Origin of the sequence: Pseudomonas cremoricolorata (assembly GCF_000759535.1) — a bacterium.
Taxonomy (GTDB): domain Bacteria; phylum Pseudomonadota; class Gammaproteobacteria; order Pseudomonadales; family Pseudomonadaceae; genus Aquipseudomonas; species Aquipseudomonas cremoricolorata_A.
Map to the genome: position 1 here is coordinate 4173164 of NZ_CP009455.1, position 18073 is coordinate 4191236.

An 18073-nucleotide genomic window follows, 5' to 3' on the forward strand; every position below is an offset into this window, starting at 1 on the left:
ACAAAAGTAACGAGGGCGTAACCATGCTGTTGAGCAAACGTGTCACCGCAGTGCTGTCTGCCAGCCTGCTCACCCTGGCCTGCCAGGCCGCGACTGCCGCCGAGAGCGTCAACTTCGTCAGCTGGGGTGGCACTACCCAGGATGCGCAGAAAGAAGCCTGGGCCATCCCTTTCAGCAAGCAGACCGACATCAAAGTGGTGCAGGACGGCCCAACCGACTACGGCAAGCTCAAGGCCATGGTCGAAAGCGGCAACGTGCAGTGGGACGTGGTCGATGTCGAAGCCGACTTCGCCCTGCGTGCAGCCAGTGAAGGGCTGCTCGAGCCGCTGGACTTCAACACCCTCCAGCGCGACAAGATCGACCCGCGTTTCGTCTCCGACCACGGTGTCGGTTCGTTCTTCTTCTCCTTCGTGCTCGGTTACAACGACGGCAAGGTCGGCGCCAACAAGCCAGTCGACTGGAGCGCGCTGTTCGACACCAAGACCTACCCCGGCAAGCGCGCACTGTACAAATGGCCAAGCCCGGGCGTGCTGGAACTGGCCCTGCTGGCCGACGGCGTGGCCCCCGACAAGCTCTACCCGCTCGACCTGGACCGCGCCTTCAAGAAACTCGACACCATCAAGAAAGACATCGTCTGGTGGGGCGGTGGCGCACAGTCGCAGCAACTGCTGGCCTCGGGTGAAGCCTCGCTGGGCCAGTTCTGGAACGGCCGGGTCTATGCCCTGCAGCAAGACGGCGCGCCGGTGGGCGTGAGCTGGAAGCAGAACCTGGTCATGGCCGATTTCCTGGTCATCCCAAAAGGCGCGAAGAACAAGGACGCGGCCATGAAATTCCTGGCCAATGCCAGCAGCGCCCAGGGCCAGGCCGATTTCGCCAACAAGACCGCCTACGCGCCGGTCAACGTCGACAGCGTGGCCAAGCTCGACAAGGACCTGGCGCCCAACCTGCCGACCGCCCATGTCAGCGATCAGGTCACCCTGGACTTCGCCTACTGGGCCAAGAACGGTCAGGCCATCGCCGCGCGCTGGAATGAGTGGTTGGTGAAATGAAAGTCGCCATCAACGCCTTGCAAAACGCCCAGGGGCCAGGAGCATCGGGCAGCGTCGCCCGTCGCCCAGGCCTGGGCCAGCGCTGGAAAGGCAGCCGCAACCTGCTGCCTGCCCTGCTCTTTCTCGGCCTGTTCTTCTTCGTGCCGCTGATCGGCCTGCTGCTGCGCGGCGTGCTCGAACCGGTGCCGGGGCTGGGCAACTACGAGCAGCTGTTCGCCAACTCGGCGTACACCCGAGTCCTGGTCAACACCTTCTCGGTCGCTGGCCTGGTGACGCTGATCAGCGTGCTGCTGGGCTTCCCGCTGGCCTGGGCAATCACCCTGGTGCCACGCGGCTGGGGTCGCTGGCTGCTGAACATCGTACTGCTGTCGATGTGGACCAGCCTGCTGGCGCGCACCTACTCCTGGCTGGTGCTGCTGCAAAGCTCCGGGGTGGTGAACAAGGTGTTGATGGCGCTGGGCATCATCGATGCCCCGATTGAAATGGTGCACAACCTCACCGGGGTGGTGATCGGCATGAGCTACATCATGATTCCGTTCATCGTGCTGCCGTTGCAGGCGACCATGCACGCCATCGACCCGATGGTGCTGCAGGCCGGTTCGATCTGCGGGGCCAGCCCCTGGACCAATTTCTGGAAGGTGTTCCTGCCGCTGTGCCGCTCGGGGCTGTTCTCCGGTGCCTTGATGGTCTTCGTCATGTCGCTGGGCTATTACGTGACCCCGGCGCTGCTGGGCGGAGCGCAGAACATGATGCTGCCCGAGTTCATCATTCAGCAGGTGCAGTCGTTCCTCAACTGGGGCATGGCCAGCGCTGCCGCGGCACTGCTGGTGGCGATCACCCTGGTGCTCTTCTACCTGTACCTGAAGCTGCAACCGGAATCCCCGGTCGGCAACGCGAGGTAATTCAGCATGCTTCTTTCACCCAACGCCATGGGCCGGCCGCTGCGCACCGGCCTGTACCTGACCACCGGGGTCATCGCCGCCTTCCTGCTGCTGCCGGTGGTGTTCATCGTGCTGCTGTCGTTCGGCTCGTCGCAGTGGCTGGTGTTCCCACCGCCGGGCTGGACGCTGAAGTGGTACGGCCAGTTCTTCTCCAACCCCGAATGGATGGACGCGGCACTGGCCAGCCTGAAGGTTGCCGTGCTCACCACGATCGCGGCGGTGGCGCTGGGCCTGCCAACCGCCTTCGCCCTGGTGCGCGGGCGCTTTCCCGGCCGCGAAATGCTTTACGGGCTGTTCACCCTGCCGATGATCGTGCCGCTGGTGATCATCGCTGTGGCGGTGTACGCGCTGTTCCTCAAGCTCGGCTACACCGGCACGCTGTTCGCCTTCGTGGTCAGCCATGTGATCGTCGCCCTGCCGTTCACCATCATCTCGATCATCAACTCGCTGAAATTGTTCGACCAGTCGATCGAGGACGCTGCGGTGATCTGCGGCGCCTCGCGTTTGCAGGCGATCTTCAAGGTGACCTTCCCGGCGATTCGCCCGGGGATGATCGCCGGCGGCCTGTTCGCCTTCCTGGTCTCGTGGGATGAGGTGGTGCTCAGCGTGATGATGGCAAGCCCCGACTTGCAGACCCTGCCGGTCAAAATGTGGACCACCCTGCGTCAGGACCTGAGCCCGGTGATCGCCGTCGCCTCGACGCTGCTGATCGGTCTGTCGCTGTTCGTCATGTTCATTGCCGCCGCCTTGCGCCGGCGCGCCGAAGCCAACGCCTGAGCCCTGCGGAGACAACAACAATGAGTGCAGTGATCCAAGACAACGCGCCGGGCAAGACCCTGGTCAGCCTGCGCGGCCTGAACAAGCATTACGGTGACTTCACCGCCGTGGACAACCTCGACCTGGACATCCAGGACGGCGAGTTTCTCACCTTCCTCGGCTCCAGCGGTTCGGGCAAATCCACCACGTTGTCGATGCTCGCAGGCTTCGAAACCCCGAGCAGCGGCGAAATTCTGGTCGACGGCCAGTCGCTGGTGCAGGTGCCGCCGCACAAGCGCGACATCGGCATGGTGTTCCAGCGCTATTCGCTGTTCCCGCACCTGAACGTGCGCGACAACATCGCCTTCCCCCTGGCCATCCGCAAACTGGCCGCCGCCGAGACGCGCAAGCGCGTCGATGCCATGCTCAAGCTGGTGCAGCTCGAGCCGTTCGCCCACCGCAAGCCGTCGCAGATGTCTGGTGGCCAGCAGCAACGGGTGGCGATTGCCCGCGCACTGGTGTACGAACCGCGCATCCTGCTGATGGACGAACCGCTTGGCGCACTCGACAAGAAACTGCGTGAAGACTTGCAGGACGAACTGCGTCAGCTGCACCGGCGCCTGGGCATCACCATCGTCTACGTGACCCACGACCAGGAAGAGGCCATGCGCCTGTCGCAGCGCATCGCCATCTTCAGCCACGGCAAGATCGTTGGCCTGGGCACTGGCTACGACCTCTACCAGAACCCGCCCAATGCCTTCGTCGCCTCGTTCCTGGGCAACTCCAACTTCCTGCGCATCACTGCCCAGAGCAACGGCGCCGGCACCTTCGAAGGCCAGCCGCTGGCCATCCGCCTGACGCCTGGGCTCACTGCCGGCAGCGAAGCGCTGATCATGGTGCGCCCGGAAAAAGCCCTGGCCATGACCCTGCAACAGGCCGCCGCCGAGCCGCTGCCGGCAGGCTGGAACGAAGTCAGCGCCAAGGTCGGCGAAGTGCTGTTCCTCGGCGAAAGCCAGACCTGCCACGTACGCACCGACGGCGGCACCGAGCTGACGGTCAAGGCGCTGTCGGCAGCCGGCATGCCGATGCAACCGGGCGAGACGGTGAAGGTACGTTGGGCCGTCGCCGACGCCTGCATCTATACCGAATGGGCCGAGAGCGACCTGAGCAAGGCGGCCGGAGCGCACTGAATGCGTATGCCGTGGAGGCGCCGCAATGGCTGCTTCCACGGCCTGCCAATGCCTTGCGGGGCCATTCAAACGCCCTTTTCAAACGCTTGTATGCTTTTTCGTTGACAGCCCGCTGAGTGCGTCCTACCCTCGCATCACTTCCCCGTGTGTGCAGGCAATCCGGTGGGCAATCTCTATCTGATCCGACATGGCCAGGCCTCGTTCGGCGCCGCTGACTACGACGTGCTCTCCGAACTGGGCGCGCGTCAGAGCCAGGCGCTCGGCGTACACCTTGGCCAACTGGGCCTGCGCCTCGACCGCTGCATCGCCGGCAGCCTGCGTCGCCAGCAAGACACTGCACGTTTGACCCTCCAGGCACTTCACACCAGCGGTAGCCCGGTGCCAGCCATCGAGACTGACCCCGACTTCAACGAGTTCGACGCTGAAGGCCTGGTGCGCAGCCTCACCCCAGCGCTGCTGCGCGATGAACCCGACGCCCTTGAAGTCATGCGCAACCCGCGCGAGCAACGCAGCGAGTTCCAGCGCCTGTTCGCCCTGATGGTGCAGCGCTGGCACGCTGGCGAGCACGACGAGGGTCTGGAAACCTGGACGGCCTTCACCGCACGCATCGAACGCGGTTTGCAGCGCCTGCTCGACGCCGCCAGCGAAGCCGACGACATCGCCGTCTTCACCTCCGGTGGCAGCATCGCAGCGCTGCTGCACCTGACCACCGGCATCACCCCGGCCCAGGCTTTCAGCCTCAACTGGCAGATCATCAACACTTCACTCAGCCACCTGAAATTTCGCGGCCGCGAGGTCAGCCTCAGCACCTTCAACAGCCAGGCCCATGTGCGCCTGCTGAAATCCCCGGAGCTCATCACCTACCGATGACCCGGCCTGCTCTAACCCTGCGCGATGCAACTCTCACTCAATAAGGAACACGCCATGACCTCCGTAGCCGATGCCGTCAAGAAGATGCAAGAGAAGTTCAACCCCACTGCTGCCCAGGGCCTGGACCTGGTGTTTGGTTTCGACATCACCGATCAGGACCAGGCTTATGCGCTGATCGTCAAGGACGGCACCTGCGAACTGCAGGAAGGCGAGAATCCGGACGCCAACTGCACCCTGGTGATGGACAGCGAAACCCTCAAGGGTATCGTCAGTGGCGAAACCGATGGCATGCAGGCATTCATGAGCGGCCAGCTGCGCGTCGAAGGCGACATGATGCTGTCGATGAAACTCAGCGAACTGTTCCCAGGCTGAGGTCGAGCTGATCGCCTGCCGAAGAAACCGAAGCCATCCGGCTTCGGTTTTTTTTCGTCTGCCGCCGCCATCAGGGGATCTGATTGCCCGGCAACACGCCGGTCGATGCAAGCGCTACCCGCTTGCCCGTACCGACGGGGCTGTCTAGGTTAGCCAAAGCGGCAACTGCGGCCAGAACCAAGGAAGCGCCATGTCACTCACCGATCAAGCGACCCAGCCACGCGCCGGCGAAGCACTCGACGCCCAGGCCGTCGACGCCTGGCTCAAGGCGCATCTACCCGATCTGCACGGCACGCCGACGATCCGCCAGTTCCCAGGGGGCGCCTCGAACCTCACCTACCTGCTCAGCTACCCCGAGCGCGACCTGGTATTACGCCGGCCACCGTTCGGCCACAAGGCCAGAAGCGCCCATGACATGGCGCGGGAGTTTCACATCCTCAACCACCTCAACGCAGGCTTTGCCTACTGCCCCAAGGCGTATCTGCACTGCGCCGACCCGGCCGTGATCGGCAGCGAGTTCTACGTGATGCAGCGGGTCGAGGGGATCATCCTGCGAGCCGATCTGCCCCAGGCCGCAGGCCTGGATGCTGCCGGTAGCCGAACGTTGTGCGAGCATTTCATCGAGCGCCTGGTCGAGCTGCATCAGGTCGATTACCGGGCGTGCGGCCTTGCCGACCTGGGCAAGCCGCAAGGCTACGTGCAGCGGCAGATCGAGGGCTGGGCCAGCCGCTACGAAGCGGCGCTGACCGCCGATGCGCCCCGCTGGGAGGCGGTCATCACCTGGCTGCGCGAGCACCAGCCGGCCGATCATCCGCATCCGGCAATCATCCACAACGATTACCGCCTGGACAACGTCATCCTCGATCCGCAACAGCCAACGCGCATCATCGGCGTGCTGGACTGGGAAATGGCCACCGTCGGCGACCCTTTGATGGACCTGGGCAACAGCCTGGCCTACTGGATCGAGGCCGACGACCCGGCGCCCATTCAGCAGATGCGCCGGCAACCAAGCAACGCCCCCGGCATGCTCAGCCGCCGACAATTCGTTGCCCACTATGCAGAACGCAGCGGCCTGCGCCTGGACAACGTCGACTTCTACCATGTGTACGGTCTGTTCCGCCTGGCCGGCATCATTCAACAGATCTACTACCGCTATTTCCACGGCCAGACCAAAGACCTGCGCTTCGCTGCGTTCATCGACATGAACCGTCTGCTGGAACGAATGACCTTGAAGGTCATCGCACGTTCGCCCCTCTGACCCGACCCCTTCCGGAGCACCGCATGTCCAACCCCAACCTGTTCGACCTCGACGGCAAGATCGCCCTGGTGTCCGGCGCCAGCCGCGGCATCGGTGAAGCCATCGCCCACCTGCTGGCCGCCCACGGCGCCCATGTCATCGTCTCCAGTCGCAAGCTCGACGGCTGCCAGCAGGTCGCAGACGCGATCACCGCAGCAGGTGGCAAGGCCAGCGCGCTGGCGTGTCATATCGGCGAGCTGGAGCAGATCGAGCAGACCTTCGCCGAGATCCGCCAACGCTTCGGGCGATTGGACATTCTGGTCAACAATGCCGCTACCAACCCGCAGTTCTGCAACATCCTCGACACCGAGCCTGCGGCGTTCCAGAAGACCGTGGACGTGAACATTCGCGGCTATTTCTTCATGTCGGTGGCCGCCGGCAAGCTGATGCGCGAGGGCGCCGGCGGCAGCATCATCAACGTGGCGTCGATCAATGGCGTCAGCCCCGGGCATTTCCAGGGCATCTACTCGGTCACCAAGGCCGCGGTGATCAACATGACCAAGGCCTTCGCCAAGGAGTGCGCGCCGTTCGGCATTCGCTGCAACGCCCTGCTGCCGGGCCTGACCGACACCAAGTTCGCCTCGGCGCTGGTCAACAACCCGAGCATCCTCGATGCCGCCTTGCAGCACATCCCGCTCAAGCGCGTGGCTGCGCCCAGCGAGATGGCTGGCGCGGTGCTGTACCTGGCCAGCGCCGCCTCCAGCTACACCACTGGCACCAGCCTCAACGTCGATGGCGGTTATCTGGCCTGAGGCGGCCTCACAGGCAGGTGGCAGCGGCGGCCTTGCGCCGCAGAGCCCCGGCGTCCTGCTGTTTGGCGTAGAAATCGACGCGACTGCCCGCGCCTTGCGCGTAAACGTCGACGAACGCCTCGGCCTCGCGGGTGTACACGGTGAAGCCGCCTTCCTTGCGCGGGTCGAGGTAGCCGCTGGCATCGACGCCGAACACCGCCTCATCCTGCCAGCTGTATTGAATGCACTGGGCAACCCGGTCGGGGGCCTTGCGCGATTCGAGCTGGGCAGTCGGTGCGCCGGTGCGCGCAGCCTGCATGGTCGATGAGGCGCAGCCCACCATCAACAAGGCGACTGCCATCGGGACAAGTGCTCGCATGTTCGCTTCCTCGCGAAAAAAGAACGCGACTCTAGCACCGGCCTGCACCTGGAGTGAATTGTCCGTAGCGGCTGGTGTCGGAATCTGCACACCCGCCCTACAAGGAACGACGGTATGAAAGCCAACTCTCTGCTCTGCGCCCTGCTGTTCACTGGCTCGCTTGCCGGTCTGCCAGTGGTGGCCCATGCGGCCGAATCGACCCAGGAAAGCATCAAGGCGCCTGACACTCACAACCGCGAACTGGAAGTGGGCGACAAAGCCCCCGATCAGTACAAACGCAAGGAAGAAGCCGTTCAGGACTGGAAAGCCAAGGGCCTGCCCGAGCCTGAAAAAGAAAGCCAATGGGTGAAGATGGGCGGCCGGTACGTGCTGGTTCAGGTCACCAACGGTGTGGTGCTGGCGATTCATTCGGGCAAGTGAGTCAGTTGAAAGGCTCACCCGGCCTCACGCAAGGCCACCAGGTGCACCGCGTTGCGCCCGTTGGCCTTGGCCTGGTAAAGCGCCGCATCGGCCTGAGCGATCAACGATGCGGTGCTGTCTGCCCCCTGCGGCACACCACACCATAAGCCCACGCTGAAACGCACCTCGATGCTCTGGCCGGCAAACTGTGCCGGGTTGCCCGAAAGCGTGCGGCGCAGGTCATCGAGCATCGCCAGCGCCCCTTCGCGGTCGGTGTCTGGCAGCAGCAACAGAAACTCCTCGCCTCCCCAGCGGCCCAGGCAATCGCTGCGCCGCAAACGCTGCTGCAATTGTCGTACGCAATGGCACAGCACCTCATCGCCGGCCTGATGGCCATGAACATCGTTGATGCGCTTGAAGTGATCGATGTCGATCATCGCGACCGCCAAGCTATGCCCGCCGCCTGCCGAGCGCTGTAGTTCCTGGGAAAAACGCGCGAGCATCGCGCGACGGTTGAAGGTGCTGGTCAGGCCGTCGCGCAGGGCCATGTGCTGCAGCCGCGCTTCACTGCGCTCCTTGGCCATCAGCACCAGGCCGATGGAAAACATCATCACCGTCACCGTGCCGATGCTCACCGAGAGGGTCTGCTTGAGGTTGCTGGTGTCGTAGCGCATTTCTACCGCAGCGCCACTGAGCACCGCCACCACCCGTAGCCCGAGGCCAACCAGGCTGATCACCGCACCGATCGACAGCAGCAGGTGCGCACGGCCCTGCCACTGCTGGTGGCGCTGAGCCCAGTACAGCAACAGCGCGCATTGCCCCATCAGCAGCAGCGAGGCCAGCAGCATGCGTGGCTCAAGGGTGTCGAGCAGCAGCATCAACCCCACCAGCATGCTCAGCGGCAACAGGAAGATGCGCCGCCACGGCACCGACTGCTCGCGCACACGGAACAGACCGGCGCTGTACAGCGCCACCGCCAGCGACAGCAGGCTGTTGCCCAAGCCATAGCTGACCAACAGCGATACTTGCCCATACAGCGTGTAGCAGACATAGGCCAGGGCGTGCACCAGCAGGCCGGCGCCAGTGAGGATCAGCGGATCGCGGCGATTGACGCGGCCGACCAGCAACAGGCAAAACGCCAGGATGGTCGCCACCAGGGCAACCGCGCCGAACAGCGTCGGGGTATGGGCAATCATGCTCTTCACCGTGTGGCAGATGGCCGTCTTCACTGCGGCCTGGGGCGAGTGTACGGGGCCTGCGAGCTGCGCAGCCATGACCCAACGGGACAGAACAGCAGCCAACAGACGCAGATGCTCTACGGCGCGGTGAAAAAGCCTGCAATACATCAACCCGCAATCCCGCGCGGGCTGGCACACTGGCAACCTTTCCCCGCGTATCCCGAAGTGAAGGACCACCTCCCCCATGAATCTCGAGCTGTTATGGGTGCTTGGCCTGCTGGCCATCGTCGTCGCGCTGTTCATCATCAATCGTCCGCGCATGGACGTGGTCGCCCTGCTGGTGATCCTCGCCCTGCCGCTGTCCGGGGTGCTGACCCTGGAGCAGGCCCTGGCCGGTTTCAGCGACCCCAACGTGGTGCTGATCGCGGCGCTGTTCGTCATCGGCGAGGGGCTGGTGCGCACAGGCATTGCCTACCGCATCGGCGAGTGGCTGAGCGAGACCGCCGGCAACAGCGAGGTGCGCCTGCTCGTGCTGCTGATGGTCGCGGTGGCCTTGCTGGGTTCGGTGATGAGTTCCACCGGGGTGGTGGCGATCTTCATTCCCATCGTGCTCAGCATCGCCGCGCGCCTGCGGGTGGCGCCTGGTCGGCTGATGATGCCGCTGAGCTTTGCCGGGTTGATCAGCGGCATGCTGAGCCTGGTGGCGACCCCGCCGAACGTGGTGGTGCATAGCGAACTGGTGCGCCATCTGGGCAGTGGTTTCAGCTTCTTCAGCTTCACCCCGTTCGGCCTGGTGGTCCTGCTGCTGGGCGTTGGCTACATGCTGCTGACGCGCACCTGGCTCAAAGGTGAGGCTGGCGATCAAGGCCGCGAGCAAAGCCGCCGCACCTTGCATGACCTGGTGCTCGACTACCGCCTCAGCGGCCGCGAGCGGCGCCTGCGCATCCGCCCGCACTCGCCGTTGATCGGGCACTCGCTGGGCGAGCTGAAGCTGCGCACCCGGCACGGCGCCAATGTGATCGGTATCGAGCGCCAGCATCACCTGACCACACGGGTGCTCAACCCCGACTCGGCGACCGTGCTGCACCAGGGCGACGTACTGTTGCTCGACCTGTTCGCCGAGGGCGACAACCTGCGCAGCCTGTGCCAGTCGATGCTGCTCGAACCCTTGCGCTTCAAGGCGGCGTATTTCATCGACCAGTCACAGGAACTGGGGATGGCCGAGGTATCGCTGCCGCCAGGGTCGGCGCTAATCGGCCAGACCGTGCTGGCCACGGCCTTGCGCAGCCGCTACGGCCTCAACGTGGTGGGCCTGCGCCGCGAGCAGAGCGCCATCGACGAGCAGTTGCTGGAAACCCCACTGCGCATGGGTGACACCTTGCTGATGGTCGGCCCGTGGAAAGCCATCCGCCAGTTGCAGACCCTGCCGCATGATTTTCTCGTGCTCAGCCTGCCGGCCGAGATCGACCAGGTGGCGCCCGCCCGCCGACGCGCACCGCAGGCGCTGCTGAGCCTGGCGGTGATGGTGGTGCTGATGGTCAGCGGCCTGGTGCCCAACGTGGTGGCCGCGCTGGTGGGTTGCCTGTTGATGGGCGCCGGGCGCTGCATCGACATGAACAGCGCCTACCGCGCCATCCACTGGCCGAGCCTGGTATTGATCGTCGGCATGCTGCCATTTGCCCTGGCGTTGCAGAAGACCGGCGGTATCGACCTGGTGGTGAGCACACTGGTGCAGCTGATTGGAGGCGCCGGTCCGCAGGTGATGCTGGCCTGCCTGTTCGCGCTCACCGCGGTGATCGGCCTGTTCATTTCCAACACCGCCACTGCGGTGCTGATGGCCCCGGTGGCGATCAGCACCGCGAGCCAGCTGGGTCTTTCTCCCTACCCATTCGCCATGACCGTGGCCCTGGCCGCCTCCGCCGCGTTCATGACCCCGGTGTCTTCACCGGTGAACACCCTGGTGCTCGGGCCTGGGCAATACCGCTTCGGCGACTTCGTCAAAGTCGGCGTGCCGTTCACCTTGCTGGTGATGCTGGTGACCGTGGTGATGGTGCCGTGGCTGTTCCCGTTGTCATGAAGCCGTCATGACCGCTGAGCTATAGGCACTATCGGTACCGATATCGGCACGATGATATCTGTTTGACATCAATTACCCGGTTGCAACACACTGCGCGCATTTCCCGCCGAGGACCGGCCGCAGGGCCGTCTGTCGCCTTCCACTCACCGCGGATGCAGGTCCTGTTCATGGTGTCTTCCGCCCAGTCGCGCGTGTTGCCCTATGTGCTGCTGTTCAGCCTGACGCTGGGGCTCACGCTGGCCGGCATCCTGGCCCGACCGTTCGCTACGCTGTCGTTGTTCTGGCCGGTGAACGCGGTACTGGCCGGATTGCTGCTACGCCATCCACGACGCGCCACGCCGCTGGGCTGGGGCCTGGTGTATGCGGCGATGGTTACGGCAGACCTGGCCTATGGCAGCGACTGGGGCCCTGCGGTATCGCTGAACCTGTGCAACCTCGGCGCGGTGTTGACCTTGTGGTGGCTGATGATGCGCCTGCCGCTGGCCCAGCGACGCCTGCGCACCGCCCAAGGGGTGCTGTATCTGCTGGGCGCCAGCGCCCTGGCGGCGGTGGTCGCTGCGAGCCTGGCCTGCCTGGTGGCCACGCCGTGGTTCGAAGAGTCCCTGCGCAGCACCTGGTTGGCCTGGTTCAGCGAACAGTTCTCGACCAGTGTACTAGTGCTGCCGCTGGTGCTCACCGCACCCGCGCCCCGTACACTGCTGCGCGGTGGCAGCCAGGCGATTCGCGTTACGCCGCTGCTGGTGCTGCTAGCAGCCCTGGGTTTCGGGCTGATGGTCGGCGGCCCGGGCGCCATCGCTTTCCCCATCGCCGCACTGCTGTGGTGCGCGCTGAGTTATTCACCGTTTCTGCTTTCGTTGCTGACCCTGGGAACCGGCAGCACGCTGATCGTGGCCGTGGCACAGAACGTCATGCATTTCAGCCTGCCGCAGAGCGAATCGGCGGTCACCGCATTGATGTCGGCGCGCCTGGGCATCGCCATGCTGGTACTTGGCCCGCTGCTGGTGGCCTGCGTCAGCCAGGCCAACCGCCTGCTGCTCGGGCGTCTCGAGCACCAAGCGGCGGTCGACCACCTGACCGGTGCACTGAGCCGCAGCGCCTTCACCCACAAGGCCGACAGCCTGCTCGAGCAATGTCGCGCCGCGCGCGTGCCGCTGACCCTGATGATGCTCGACATCGATCACTTCAAGGCCGTCAACGACCGCCACGGCCATGCCGTCGGTGATCTGGTGCTGCGCCAGTTCGCCCGCACCGTGCAGGACCACTTGCCTGAGGCTGCGCTGTTCGCCCGCCTCGGCGGCGAAGAATTCGCCATCGTGGTGTCCGGCGTGGCACCCCACCAGGCCAGCTTCATCGCCGAGCGCTTGCGCCGCGCCATCGAAGAACTGGCACCGGTACACGCGGGCCAGCGCCTGCACATCACCGTCAGCACAGGGCTGTCCGGCTCGAGCCTGGCCACCCCCGGCGACCACCTCGACGCCCTGCTCGCCCACGCCGACCAGGCGCTGTACCAGGCCAAGGCAATGGGACGCAATCGAGTGGTGCAGTATCAGGTGCGGCGCGAGGTGGTGTGAGGGGCTTACCCAACCTGTGGCTGGCTTACCCCACACGCCGCCCGCGCAACAGCAACGCCGCCAACGCGCAGCCCAGCAACGCCAGGCAGGCAAGATAGAAGGCATCGCTATAGCCCATCAGGTAGGCCTGCTGGCGCACGCTGCGGGCGATGCCCTCCAAGCTTTGCTGTTGCTCGGGCAGCCAGGTAGACGGGTTCGCACCCAGGCGTTCCTGCACGGCAGGGGCGAATGCGTTGAGCTGTTCGTGCAGGCGCGCGCTGTGCAGCCGCTCACGGCTGGCGACGATCTGCGTCAGCACCGCGGTGCCGATGGCGCCACCCAGGTTGCGCAGCATCGAGAACACCGCCGAGGCCGAGCCCGCCTGGGCTTTGTCCAGCCCGGCGACGGCCAGCACCGACAGCGCGACCATGATGAAGGGCTGGCCGATACCACGTACCACGGTCGAGGGAATGATCACGTTGGCCGCGCTGTCAGCGCTCAGGCTCGCGCCCAGCCAACAGCCCAGGGCCATGATCAGAAAACCGCTGGCGACCATGAACTTGGCACTGGTCCAGCCCATCAGGGTCGGCATCAAGGGCGCCAGCAGCAGTTGCACCAGCCCATAGGCGATCAACGCCACGCCGACGTCATGGGCGCTGTAACCCTGGATCTGCGACAGGTAATTAGGCACCAGGAACACCAGGCCAAAGGTAGCCGCACCGAACACGAACATCGCCACACTGGCGACCCCGAAGTTGTAATGGCCGAGCAGGCGCAGGTTGATGAACGCGCGCTTGCCGAACAACTGCGTGGCCACGAACACCGTCAGGGCGATGCCGGCCAGCAGGCTCAGGCCGACGATCAGCCTTGACTCGAACCAGTCGAGTCGACCGCCTTCCTCCAGCACGATCTGCAAGCCGCCAAGACCGAACACCATCGCCGCGATGCCCAACCAGTCGCCCCGGCGCAGCAAAGCCAGCTGCATGGGCCTGGCATCGATCGACCAGGCAATGGCCCAGAGCAGCAGCGCCCCTGGCAGCAATTGCAGGTAGAAGATCCAGCGCCAGGAATAGGCATCGGTCAGCCAGCCGCCAATCGACGGCCCCGCAGCCTGGGCAACGCTGTTGGCAAGGCTGAACAGCGCCATGCCCATGGCCATTCTGCTTGCCGGCAACTGGGTGATGATCAGCTGGAACGACAGCGGAATCAGCACGGCACCGGCTGCGCCCTGAATCACCCGCAGCACGATCATGCTCGACAGGTTAGGCGCCGCAGAACAGGCAAGTGAAGCCAACAGGAACAGCAACGAACCGCCCCACATCACCCGGCGCAGGGAGAACACCTCGACCAGCCAGGCCGTCAGCGGAATCATGACGATCTCTGCGACCAGGTAGGCCGTGGAAATCCACGAACCTTCCTCGAAACTCGCGCCAAGCGAACCGCGGATCTCCGGCAGCGCGGCGCTGGTGACGTGCACGTTCATACCCGCCATGAAACAGCCGAGCAAGCCGCCGAACACCGCCACCCAGGCCCGCGTGGACACTGCCTCAGTGCGCATCGGCAGCACCCTCCGGGCGGGTGTCGACCTGGCTCAGCACCGACATGCCCGGCCGCAGCGCCAGGCCCGCAGGCAACCGATCGAGCGTGATGCGTACCGGAAAACGTTGGACGATCTTGGTGAAATTGCCGGTGGCATTGTCGGACGGCAGCAGCGCAAACACGTTGCCCGAGGCCGGTGACACGCTTGCCACCCGCCCGCTCAGGGACATGCCGGGAAAGCTGTCGACCTCGATCCGCACGGGCTGGCCAGGGCGCATCGCCGCCAGTTGGGTTTCCTTGTAGTTGGCGACCACGTAGGCCTGCTGCAACGGCACCACGGCCAGCAACGGCTGGCCCGGTACCACGTATTGACCGGCGCGTACCCGGCGCTGCCCGACGACGCCATCGACCGGTGCACGCAGCACGGTGTCCTCGACATCGTGCTCGGCCAGCGTCTGACGTGCGCGGGCACTGCGCAGCGCCGCGAGTCGCTGGCGCTGGGCGGCTACAGCCTGCTCGGCCTGGGCCTGGGCCATGGCCGCCTGGGCCTGACGTGCGCGCAGCGCGGCCTCGGCACCCCGCCACGCCGCTTCGGCCTGGGCGGCGGTGGCGCGAACACGTTCCAGACGCTGAGCGGTGGCCGCGTGATCACTGACTAGATCACGATAACGCCGCACGTCCAGCTGGCTTCGCTGGTGTTCGGCCAGCGCGCTGCGCACTGCGGCCTGCGCCTGGACGACGGCCGCTCGTTGCTGATCGATGCGCGCCTGCGCGACCTGCTGGTCGGCCGCCCCGGCAGCGAGCGCCGCCTCGGCTTGCGCGACCGCCGCGTGTCCCTGTTGCAGATGAGCTCGATAGTCACGTTCCTGCAAACGCACGAGGATATCGCCGGCCTTGACCGGCTGGTCGTCAGCAACCAGCACTTGCGCGACATGGCCCGGCACCCGCGAACTCAGCGCTACCCAATCGGCATGCACGTAGGCATCGTCGGTGCTTTGCAGGAAGCGAGCAGCGAGCCACCAGTCGCTGCCGTAGGCGGCCAACGCCAGCAGCGCGGCCAGACCGGCGCTGATCAGCACGATCCGGCGGCGGTTGAGGGTCGCTGGCGGGGTATGCACAGCGTCGGTCGAAGCACTGACGGCAACGTTCATGGGGAGCTTTCCGTTTCTGGGGAGTCGGGCTGCCAGCGCCCGCCAAGGGCGTGCAGCAACATCAGTTGTGCCTGGGCCAGACGCACCCGGGCATCGACGTGTCGAGCGCGCAGCTCAAGCAGCTGTCGTTCGCTGTCCAGCAAGGCCAAGCCATCGACGCTGCCGGCCGCCAGTCCATGGCGCACCAGTCGCTGCGCCTGCTGGCCGTGTTCGAGGGCTGCGTGCGCTGCGTCCAGTGCGTGCTGCGCGGCGCTGTACTCGGCCAGCGCCTGACGCACCTGCTTCAGTGCCGCCAAGGCGACAGCGTGGTAACGAGCGATCTGCCCCAGGCGCAGCGCCTGGGCCTGATCGACCCTGGCGCGGTTGGCGCGCACGTTGGGAAATTGCCAAGTGATCAATGGGCCAATGCCGAAGGTGAGCGCCCGGCTGTCGCCCAGGCCATCGAGGTGGCTGGCACTGGCCGCCAGCGCGCCGCCGAAACGCACCTGCGGATACAAGTCGGCTGCGGCCACCTGCACGCCCAGGCTCGCTGCGCGCAACTCGCGTTCGGCCTGGCGCAGGTCCGGACGTCGCGCCAGCAGCGGCCAGCCATCGCCCAACGGCAGTGCCCCACGGGGCTCAGGGAGGGTGCTGCACGGGTTGGACTCATCGAGTTGCGCCTGCCCGCTCAGTTGGCTCAGTTCGAAACCGGCGATCTGGCGTGCCGCCTGCCACTGCGCCAGAGCCGTGCGCTGGGTATCGCGCAGGGCCAGCAACCGCTCCACGTCCAGCGCGGTCGCAAGCCCCGCGCGTTGCCTACGCTTGATCAGGCCCACGCTGCGTTGCAGGTTGTCCAGGGCTTGCAGGGTCTGATCCAGCCGAGCCTGAGCGGCACACTGGTCGAGATAGGCGCGACTGGTCTGCAGCGCGACCTGCAAGCGCAGCAGTTCCCGCGCCGCCTGCGCGGCCTCGACACGGGCCCTGGCCCGCTCGATGGCAGCGCGCACCTGACCCCAGATGTCGATCTGGTAACTCAGGTCGAAGGCGGGGCTCAAATGCCAGCGCGCGGAGGTATGGCGATCTTCGGCAGCGGCCAGGGTCTGGTCGTCGGCGTGCTTGCCATAATCGGCCGCCAGGCCCAGCGCGGTGGTCGGTAAGCGCTGTGCCTGCGCAGCGTCGAGGCCCGCCAGCAACGCCTGAATATGCGCATCGGCTTCAGCCAGGCGCTGGTTGTGCGCCAGGGCGCGCTCGACCCAGCGATCCAGTCGTGGATCATCCAGCACCGACCACCAGCGCCTCGGCAGCGGTTGTTCACTCAGGCCTGCCGGCAGCCGGGCAGGACGCTCGAGCTGCAGCACCGGCTGAGGCGGCTCGGGCAATGCGGGTGCCGCACAGGCGCCGAGCAGCGTCGCCAGGGCGGCGACAGCGCAAGCGCGCAGGGTAATCAAAGGCGCAACGGTAGGCATGACGGCATCGCTTCAATCAAGGTGAAGCGAGGTTAACCAAGCGCCTGATGAGCCCGCCGCCGCGAAGCGGACAAGCGTGCGCGCGAAATGGACAGCAGGGGTTCAGCGCACCACGCCGCGCTGTTGCAGGGTGTTCAGCTGCCAGTGCCGAGGGCTCAGTCCAAGCACGCGTTTGAACATCGCGGCGAAGGCGCTGGCGCTCTGGTAGCCATGATCGAGGGCGACGGCAAGAATCGGCTGCCCGGCCGCCAGGCAGCGCTGACTCAGCATGACCCGCGCATGGGTGTGCCACTCGCCGAAGGTCATGCCCACTTCCCGCTGAAACAGGCGTGCAACGCTACGGGCGCTGAGGTTCAGGCGTGCGCCACACTGTTGGAGGCTGATGTCTTGGGCCGGGTCATCGAGGAAGGCTTCGCACCAGCCGCGCAGGCGCGGGTGATGGGGTATGGGAACGAAGGCCGAAATGCGCTGGGCCGTAGCCAGTTCAGCGAAGATCAGCGCCTGCGCCGAGGCGCTTGCCTCACGTTCGAGCAAACGCGAGGCCGCGAGGACCAGCGCATGCAGCAGGCCCGAGACGACGATCACCTCACACCCTTCGACCCGCGCCGGCAACAGCAAGGTGCGCATGCCTACCGAGCCCTCCATGCGCACGGCATGCTCGACCCCCGCCGGCATCCACAGCGCGTGGCCTGCTGGAATCACCCAACTGCCTGCGGCAGTGCTGACCCGCATCACGCCACACGCGGCGTAGATCAGTTGATCGTCGCTGTGGCAGTGCTCGGCCACGGCGGCGCCGTGGGCGTAATCCATGACCAGTGCTTGCATGGGTGCTGTTCCTTGAAACGGAGCAGCAGTATACCGAGGCCGGCGGTTAGAACGTTGCCGTGTGTGCCACCCAGACGGGTCACAGAGCAATCCGTATTCAGAATCGAGGCGTTTTCAGCAATTCTCACGAATTCGGCACTTGAAGGGTGGGTTCAGGACCTGTTGATGCACAGTCGGCGCCAGCATCCTGCAGCCCTATGCGATCCACGAACATCTGTACAAATTATGTCCAAACCTGGCCAAGCCTTGAAGGTCATGGCATCCAGCGCGTTATCCACAGACCTACCCACGCTTTTTGTGGACAGATTCCCCACTATCCATCGC

General features: G+C 65.3%; 17 protein-coding genes. 11 read left to right on the top strand and 6 right to left on the bottom strand.

What is annotated here, in order from left to right; genetic code table 11:
- Positions 1 to 23 precede the first annotated feature (23 nt).
- The 8 genes from LK03_RS18920 (at position 24) to LK03_RS18955 (ending at position 7227) form a co-directional block, all read left to right on the top strand.
- The gene (locus LK03_RS18920; protein ID WP_038414026.1) at positions 24 to 1049 is read left to right on the top strand and encodes a polyamine ABC transporter substrate-binding protein; all 1026 of its coding nucleotides are present in this window, start codon (positions 24 to 26) and stop codon (positions 1047 to 1049) included.
- Complete coding sequence (locus LK03_RS18925; RefSeq protein ID WP_038414027.1) at positions 1046 to 1951, top strand: ABC transporter permease; 906 nt, start codon at positions 1046 to 1048, stop codon at positions 1949 to 1951. Before LK03_RS18920 ends, LK03_RS18925 begins: the two co-directional genes overlap by 4 nt.
- A 6-nt stretch (positions 1952 to 1957) precedes the next feature.
- Positions 1958 to 2767 (top strand): ABC transporter permease, encoded by an 810-nt coding sequence (locus LK03_RS18930; RefSeq protein ID WP_028693622.1) that lies wholly within the window; start codon positions 1958 to 1960, stop codon positions 2765 to 2767.
- Between the two features lie 20 nt (positions 2768 to 2787).
- The gene (locus LK03_RS18935) at positions 2788 to 3936 is read left to right on the top strand and encodes an ABC transporter ATP-binding protein (RefSeq protein WP_038414028.1); all 1149 of its coding nucleotides are present in this window, start codon (positions 2788 to 2790) and stop codon (positions 3934 to 3936) included.
- Between the two features lie 162 nt (positions 3937 to 4098).
- Positions 4099 to 4806, top strand: coding sequence for a histidine phosphatase family protein (locus LK03_RS18940; protein WP_038414029.1), 708 nt, complete (start codon positions 4099 to 4101; stop codon positions 4804 to 4806).
- Between the two features lie 54 nt (positions 4807 to 4860).
- Positions 4861 to 5178, top strand: a complete 318-nt coding sequence (locus LK03_RS18945; protein ID WP_038414030.1) for an SCP2 sterol-binding domain-containing protein — start codon at positions 4861 to 4863, stop codon at positions 5176 to 5178.
- A gap of 190 nt (positions 5179 to 5368) precedes the next feature.
- Positions 5369 to 6436: a phosphotransferase family protein gene (locus tag LK03_RS18950; protein ID WP_038414031.1), complete on the top strand. Its 1068-nt coding sequence runs from the start codon at positions 5369 to 5371 to the stop codon at positions 6434 to 6436.
- 23 nt (positions 6437 to 6459) lie between these two features.
- Entirely contained in the window at positions 6460 to 7227 is a 768-nt protein-coding gene (locus LK03_RS18955; protein ID WP_038414032.1) for an SDR family oxidoreductase, read from the top strand.
- A 7-nt stretch (positions 7228 to 7234) separates the two neighbouring features.
- Here LK03_RS18955 and LK03_RS18960 read toward each other — a convergent pair whose 3' ends face one another.
- Positions 7235 to 7585, bottom strand: a complete 351-nt coding sequence (locus LK03_RS18960) for a hypothetical protein (RefSeq protein WP_038414033.1) — start codon at positions 7583 to 7585, stop codon at positions 7235 to 7237.
- A gap of 114 nt (positions 7586 to 7699) precedes the next feature.
- On the opposite strand from LK03_RS18960, the gene LK03_RS18965 reads away from it, so the two are divergent.
- Positions 7700 to 8005 (top strand): RcnB family protein, encoded by a 306-nt coding sequence (locus LK03_RS18965; protein WP_038414034.1) that lies wholly within the window; start codon positions 7700 to 7702, stop codon positions 8003 to 8005.
- A gap of 14 nt (positions 8006 to 8019) precedes the next feature.
- On the opposite strand, the gene LK03_RS18970 is transcribed toward LK03_RS18965, so the two are convergent.
- Positions 8020 to 9180, bottom strand: coding sequence for a GGDEF domain-containing protein (locus LK03_RS18970; protein ID WP_038414035.1), 1161 nt, complete (start codon positions 9178 to 9180; stop codon positions 8020 to 8022).
- Positions 9181 to 9406: 226 nt separating this feature from the next.
- Here LK03_RS18970 and LK03_RS18975 point away from each other — a divergent pair, with 226 nt between their 5' ends.
- Together LK03_RS18975 and LK03_RS18980 are read left to right on the top strand one after the other, a co-directional pair.
- Positions 9407 to 11239 (top strand): SLC13 family permease, encoded by a 1833-nt coding sequence (locus tag LK03_RS18975; RefSeq protein ID WP_038414036.1) that lies wholly within the window; start codon positions 9407 to 9409, stop codon positions 11237 to 11239.
- A 152-nt stretch (positions 11240 to 11391) separates the two neighbouring features.
- A complete protein-coding gene (locus LK03_RS18980) occupies positions 11392 to 12810 on the top strand; it encodes a GGDEF domain-containing protein (RefSeq protein ID WP_038414037.1) in 1419 nt (472 codons plus the stop codon).
- Positions 12811 to 12835: 25 nt separating this feature from the next.
- Here LK03_RS18980 and LK03_RS18985 read toward each other — a convergent pair whose 3' ends face one another.
- The 4 genes from LK03_RS18985 to LK03_RS19000 all read right to left on the bottom strand — a co-directional run bounded on the left by LK03_RS18985 (position 12836) and on the right by LK03_RS19000 (position 17749).
- Positions 12836 to 14347: a DHA2 family efflux MFS transporter permease subunit gene (locus LK03_RS18985; protein ID WP_038414038.1), complete on the bottom strand. Its 1512-nt coding sequence runs from the start codon at positions 14345 to 14347 to the stop codon at positions 12836 to 12838.
- On the bottom strand, positions 14337 to 15479 hold the full coding sequence (locus LK03_RS18990) for an HlyD family secretion protein (RefSeq protein WP_038414039.1): 1143 nt from the start codon (positions 15477 to 15479) through the stop codon (positions 14337 to 14339). Before LK03_RS18990 ends, LK03_RS18985 begins: the two co-directional genes overlap by 11 nt.
- Positions 15476 to 16789 carry a TolC family protein gene (locus LK03_RS18995; RefSeq protein WP_049870622.1) on the bottom strand — a complete coding sequence of 438 codons (1314 nt, stop codon included), beginning with the start codon at positions 16787 to 16789 and terminating at the stop codon, positions 15476 to 15478. Before LK03_RS18995 ends, LK03_RS18990 begins: the two co-directional genes overlap by 4 nt.
- Positions 16790 to 17026: 237 nt before the next feature.
- Positions 17027 to 17749 carry an AraC family transcriptional regulator gene (locus tag LK03_RS19000; RefSeq protein ID WP_038414040.1) on the bottom strand — a complete coding sequence of 241 codons (723 nt, stop codon included), beginning with the start codon at positions 17747 to 17749 and terminating at the stop codon, positions 17027 to 17029.
- Between the last annotated feature and the right edge of the window lie 324 nt (positions 17750 to 18073).

Excerpts from the sequence above, each read along its gene's own strand:
- LK03_RS18960 (WP_038414033.1), bottom strand. The coding sequence starts at position 7,585 with ATGCGAGCACTTGTCCCGATGGCAGTCGCCTTGTTGATGGTGGGCTGC.
- LK03_RS18975 (WP_038414036.1), top strand. The coding sequence starts at position 9,407 with ATGAATCTCGAGCTGTTATGGGTGCTTGGCCTGCTGGCCATCGTCGTC.
- LK03_RS18920 (WP_038414026.1), top strand. The coding sequence starts at position 24 with ATGCTGTTGAGCAAACGTGTCACCGCAGTGCTGTCTGCCAGCCTGCTC.
- LK03_RS19000 (WP_038414040.1), bottom strand. The coding sequence starts at position 17,749 with ATGCAAGCACTGGTCATGGATTACGCCCACGGCGCCGCCGTGGCCGAG.
- LK03_RS18930 (WP_028693622.1), top strand. The coding sequence starts at position 1,958 with ATGCTTCTTTCACCCAACGCCATGGGCCGGCCGCTGCGCACCGGCCTG.
- LK03_RS18970 (WP_038414035.1), bottom strand. The coding sequence starts at position 9,180 with ATGATTGCCCATACCCCGACGCTGTTCGGCGCGGTTGCCCTGGTGGCG.
- LK03_RS18965 (WP_038414034.1), top strand. The coding sequence starts at position 7,700 with ATGAAAGCCAACTCTCTGCTCTGCGCCCTGCTGTTCACTGGCTCGCTT.
- LK03_RS18990 (WP_038414039.1), bottom strand. The coding sequence starts at position 15,479 with ATGAACGTTGCCGTCAGTGCTTCGACCGACGCTGTGCATACCCCGCCA.
- LK03_RS18980 (WP_038414037.1), top strand. The coding sequence starts at position 11,392 with ATGCAGGTCCTGTTCATGGTGTCTTCCGCCCAGTCGCGCGTGTTGCCC.
- LK03_RS18950 (WP_038414031.1), top strand. The coding sequence starts at position 5,369 with ATGTCACTCACCGATCAAGCGACCCAGCCACGCGCCGGCGAAGCACTC.
- LK03_RS18955 (WP_038414032.1), top strand. The coding sequence starts at position 6,460 with ATGTCCAACCCCAACCTGTTCGACCTCGACGGCAAGATCGCCCTGGTG.
- LK03_RS18935 (WP_038414028.1), top strand. The coding sequence starts at position 2,788 with ATGAGTGCAGTGATCCAAGACAACGCGCCGGGCAAGACCCTGGTCAGC.
- LK03_RS18925 (WP_038414027.1), top strand. The coding sequence starts at position 1,046 with ATGAAAGTCGCCATCAACGCCTTGCAAAACGCCCAGGGGCCAGGAGCA.
- LK03_RS18945 (WP_038414030.1), top strand. The coding sequence starts at position 4,861 with ATGACCTCCGTAGCCGATGCCGTCAAGAAGATGCAAGAGAAGTTCAAC.
- LK03_RS18985 (WP_038414038.1), bottom strand. The coding sequence starts at position 14,347 with ATGCGCACTGAGGCAGTGTCCACGCGGGCCTGGGTGGCGGTGTTCGGC.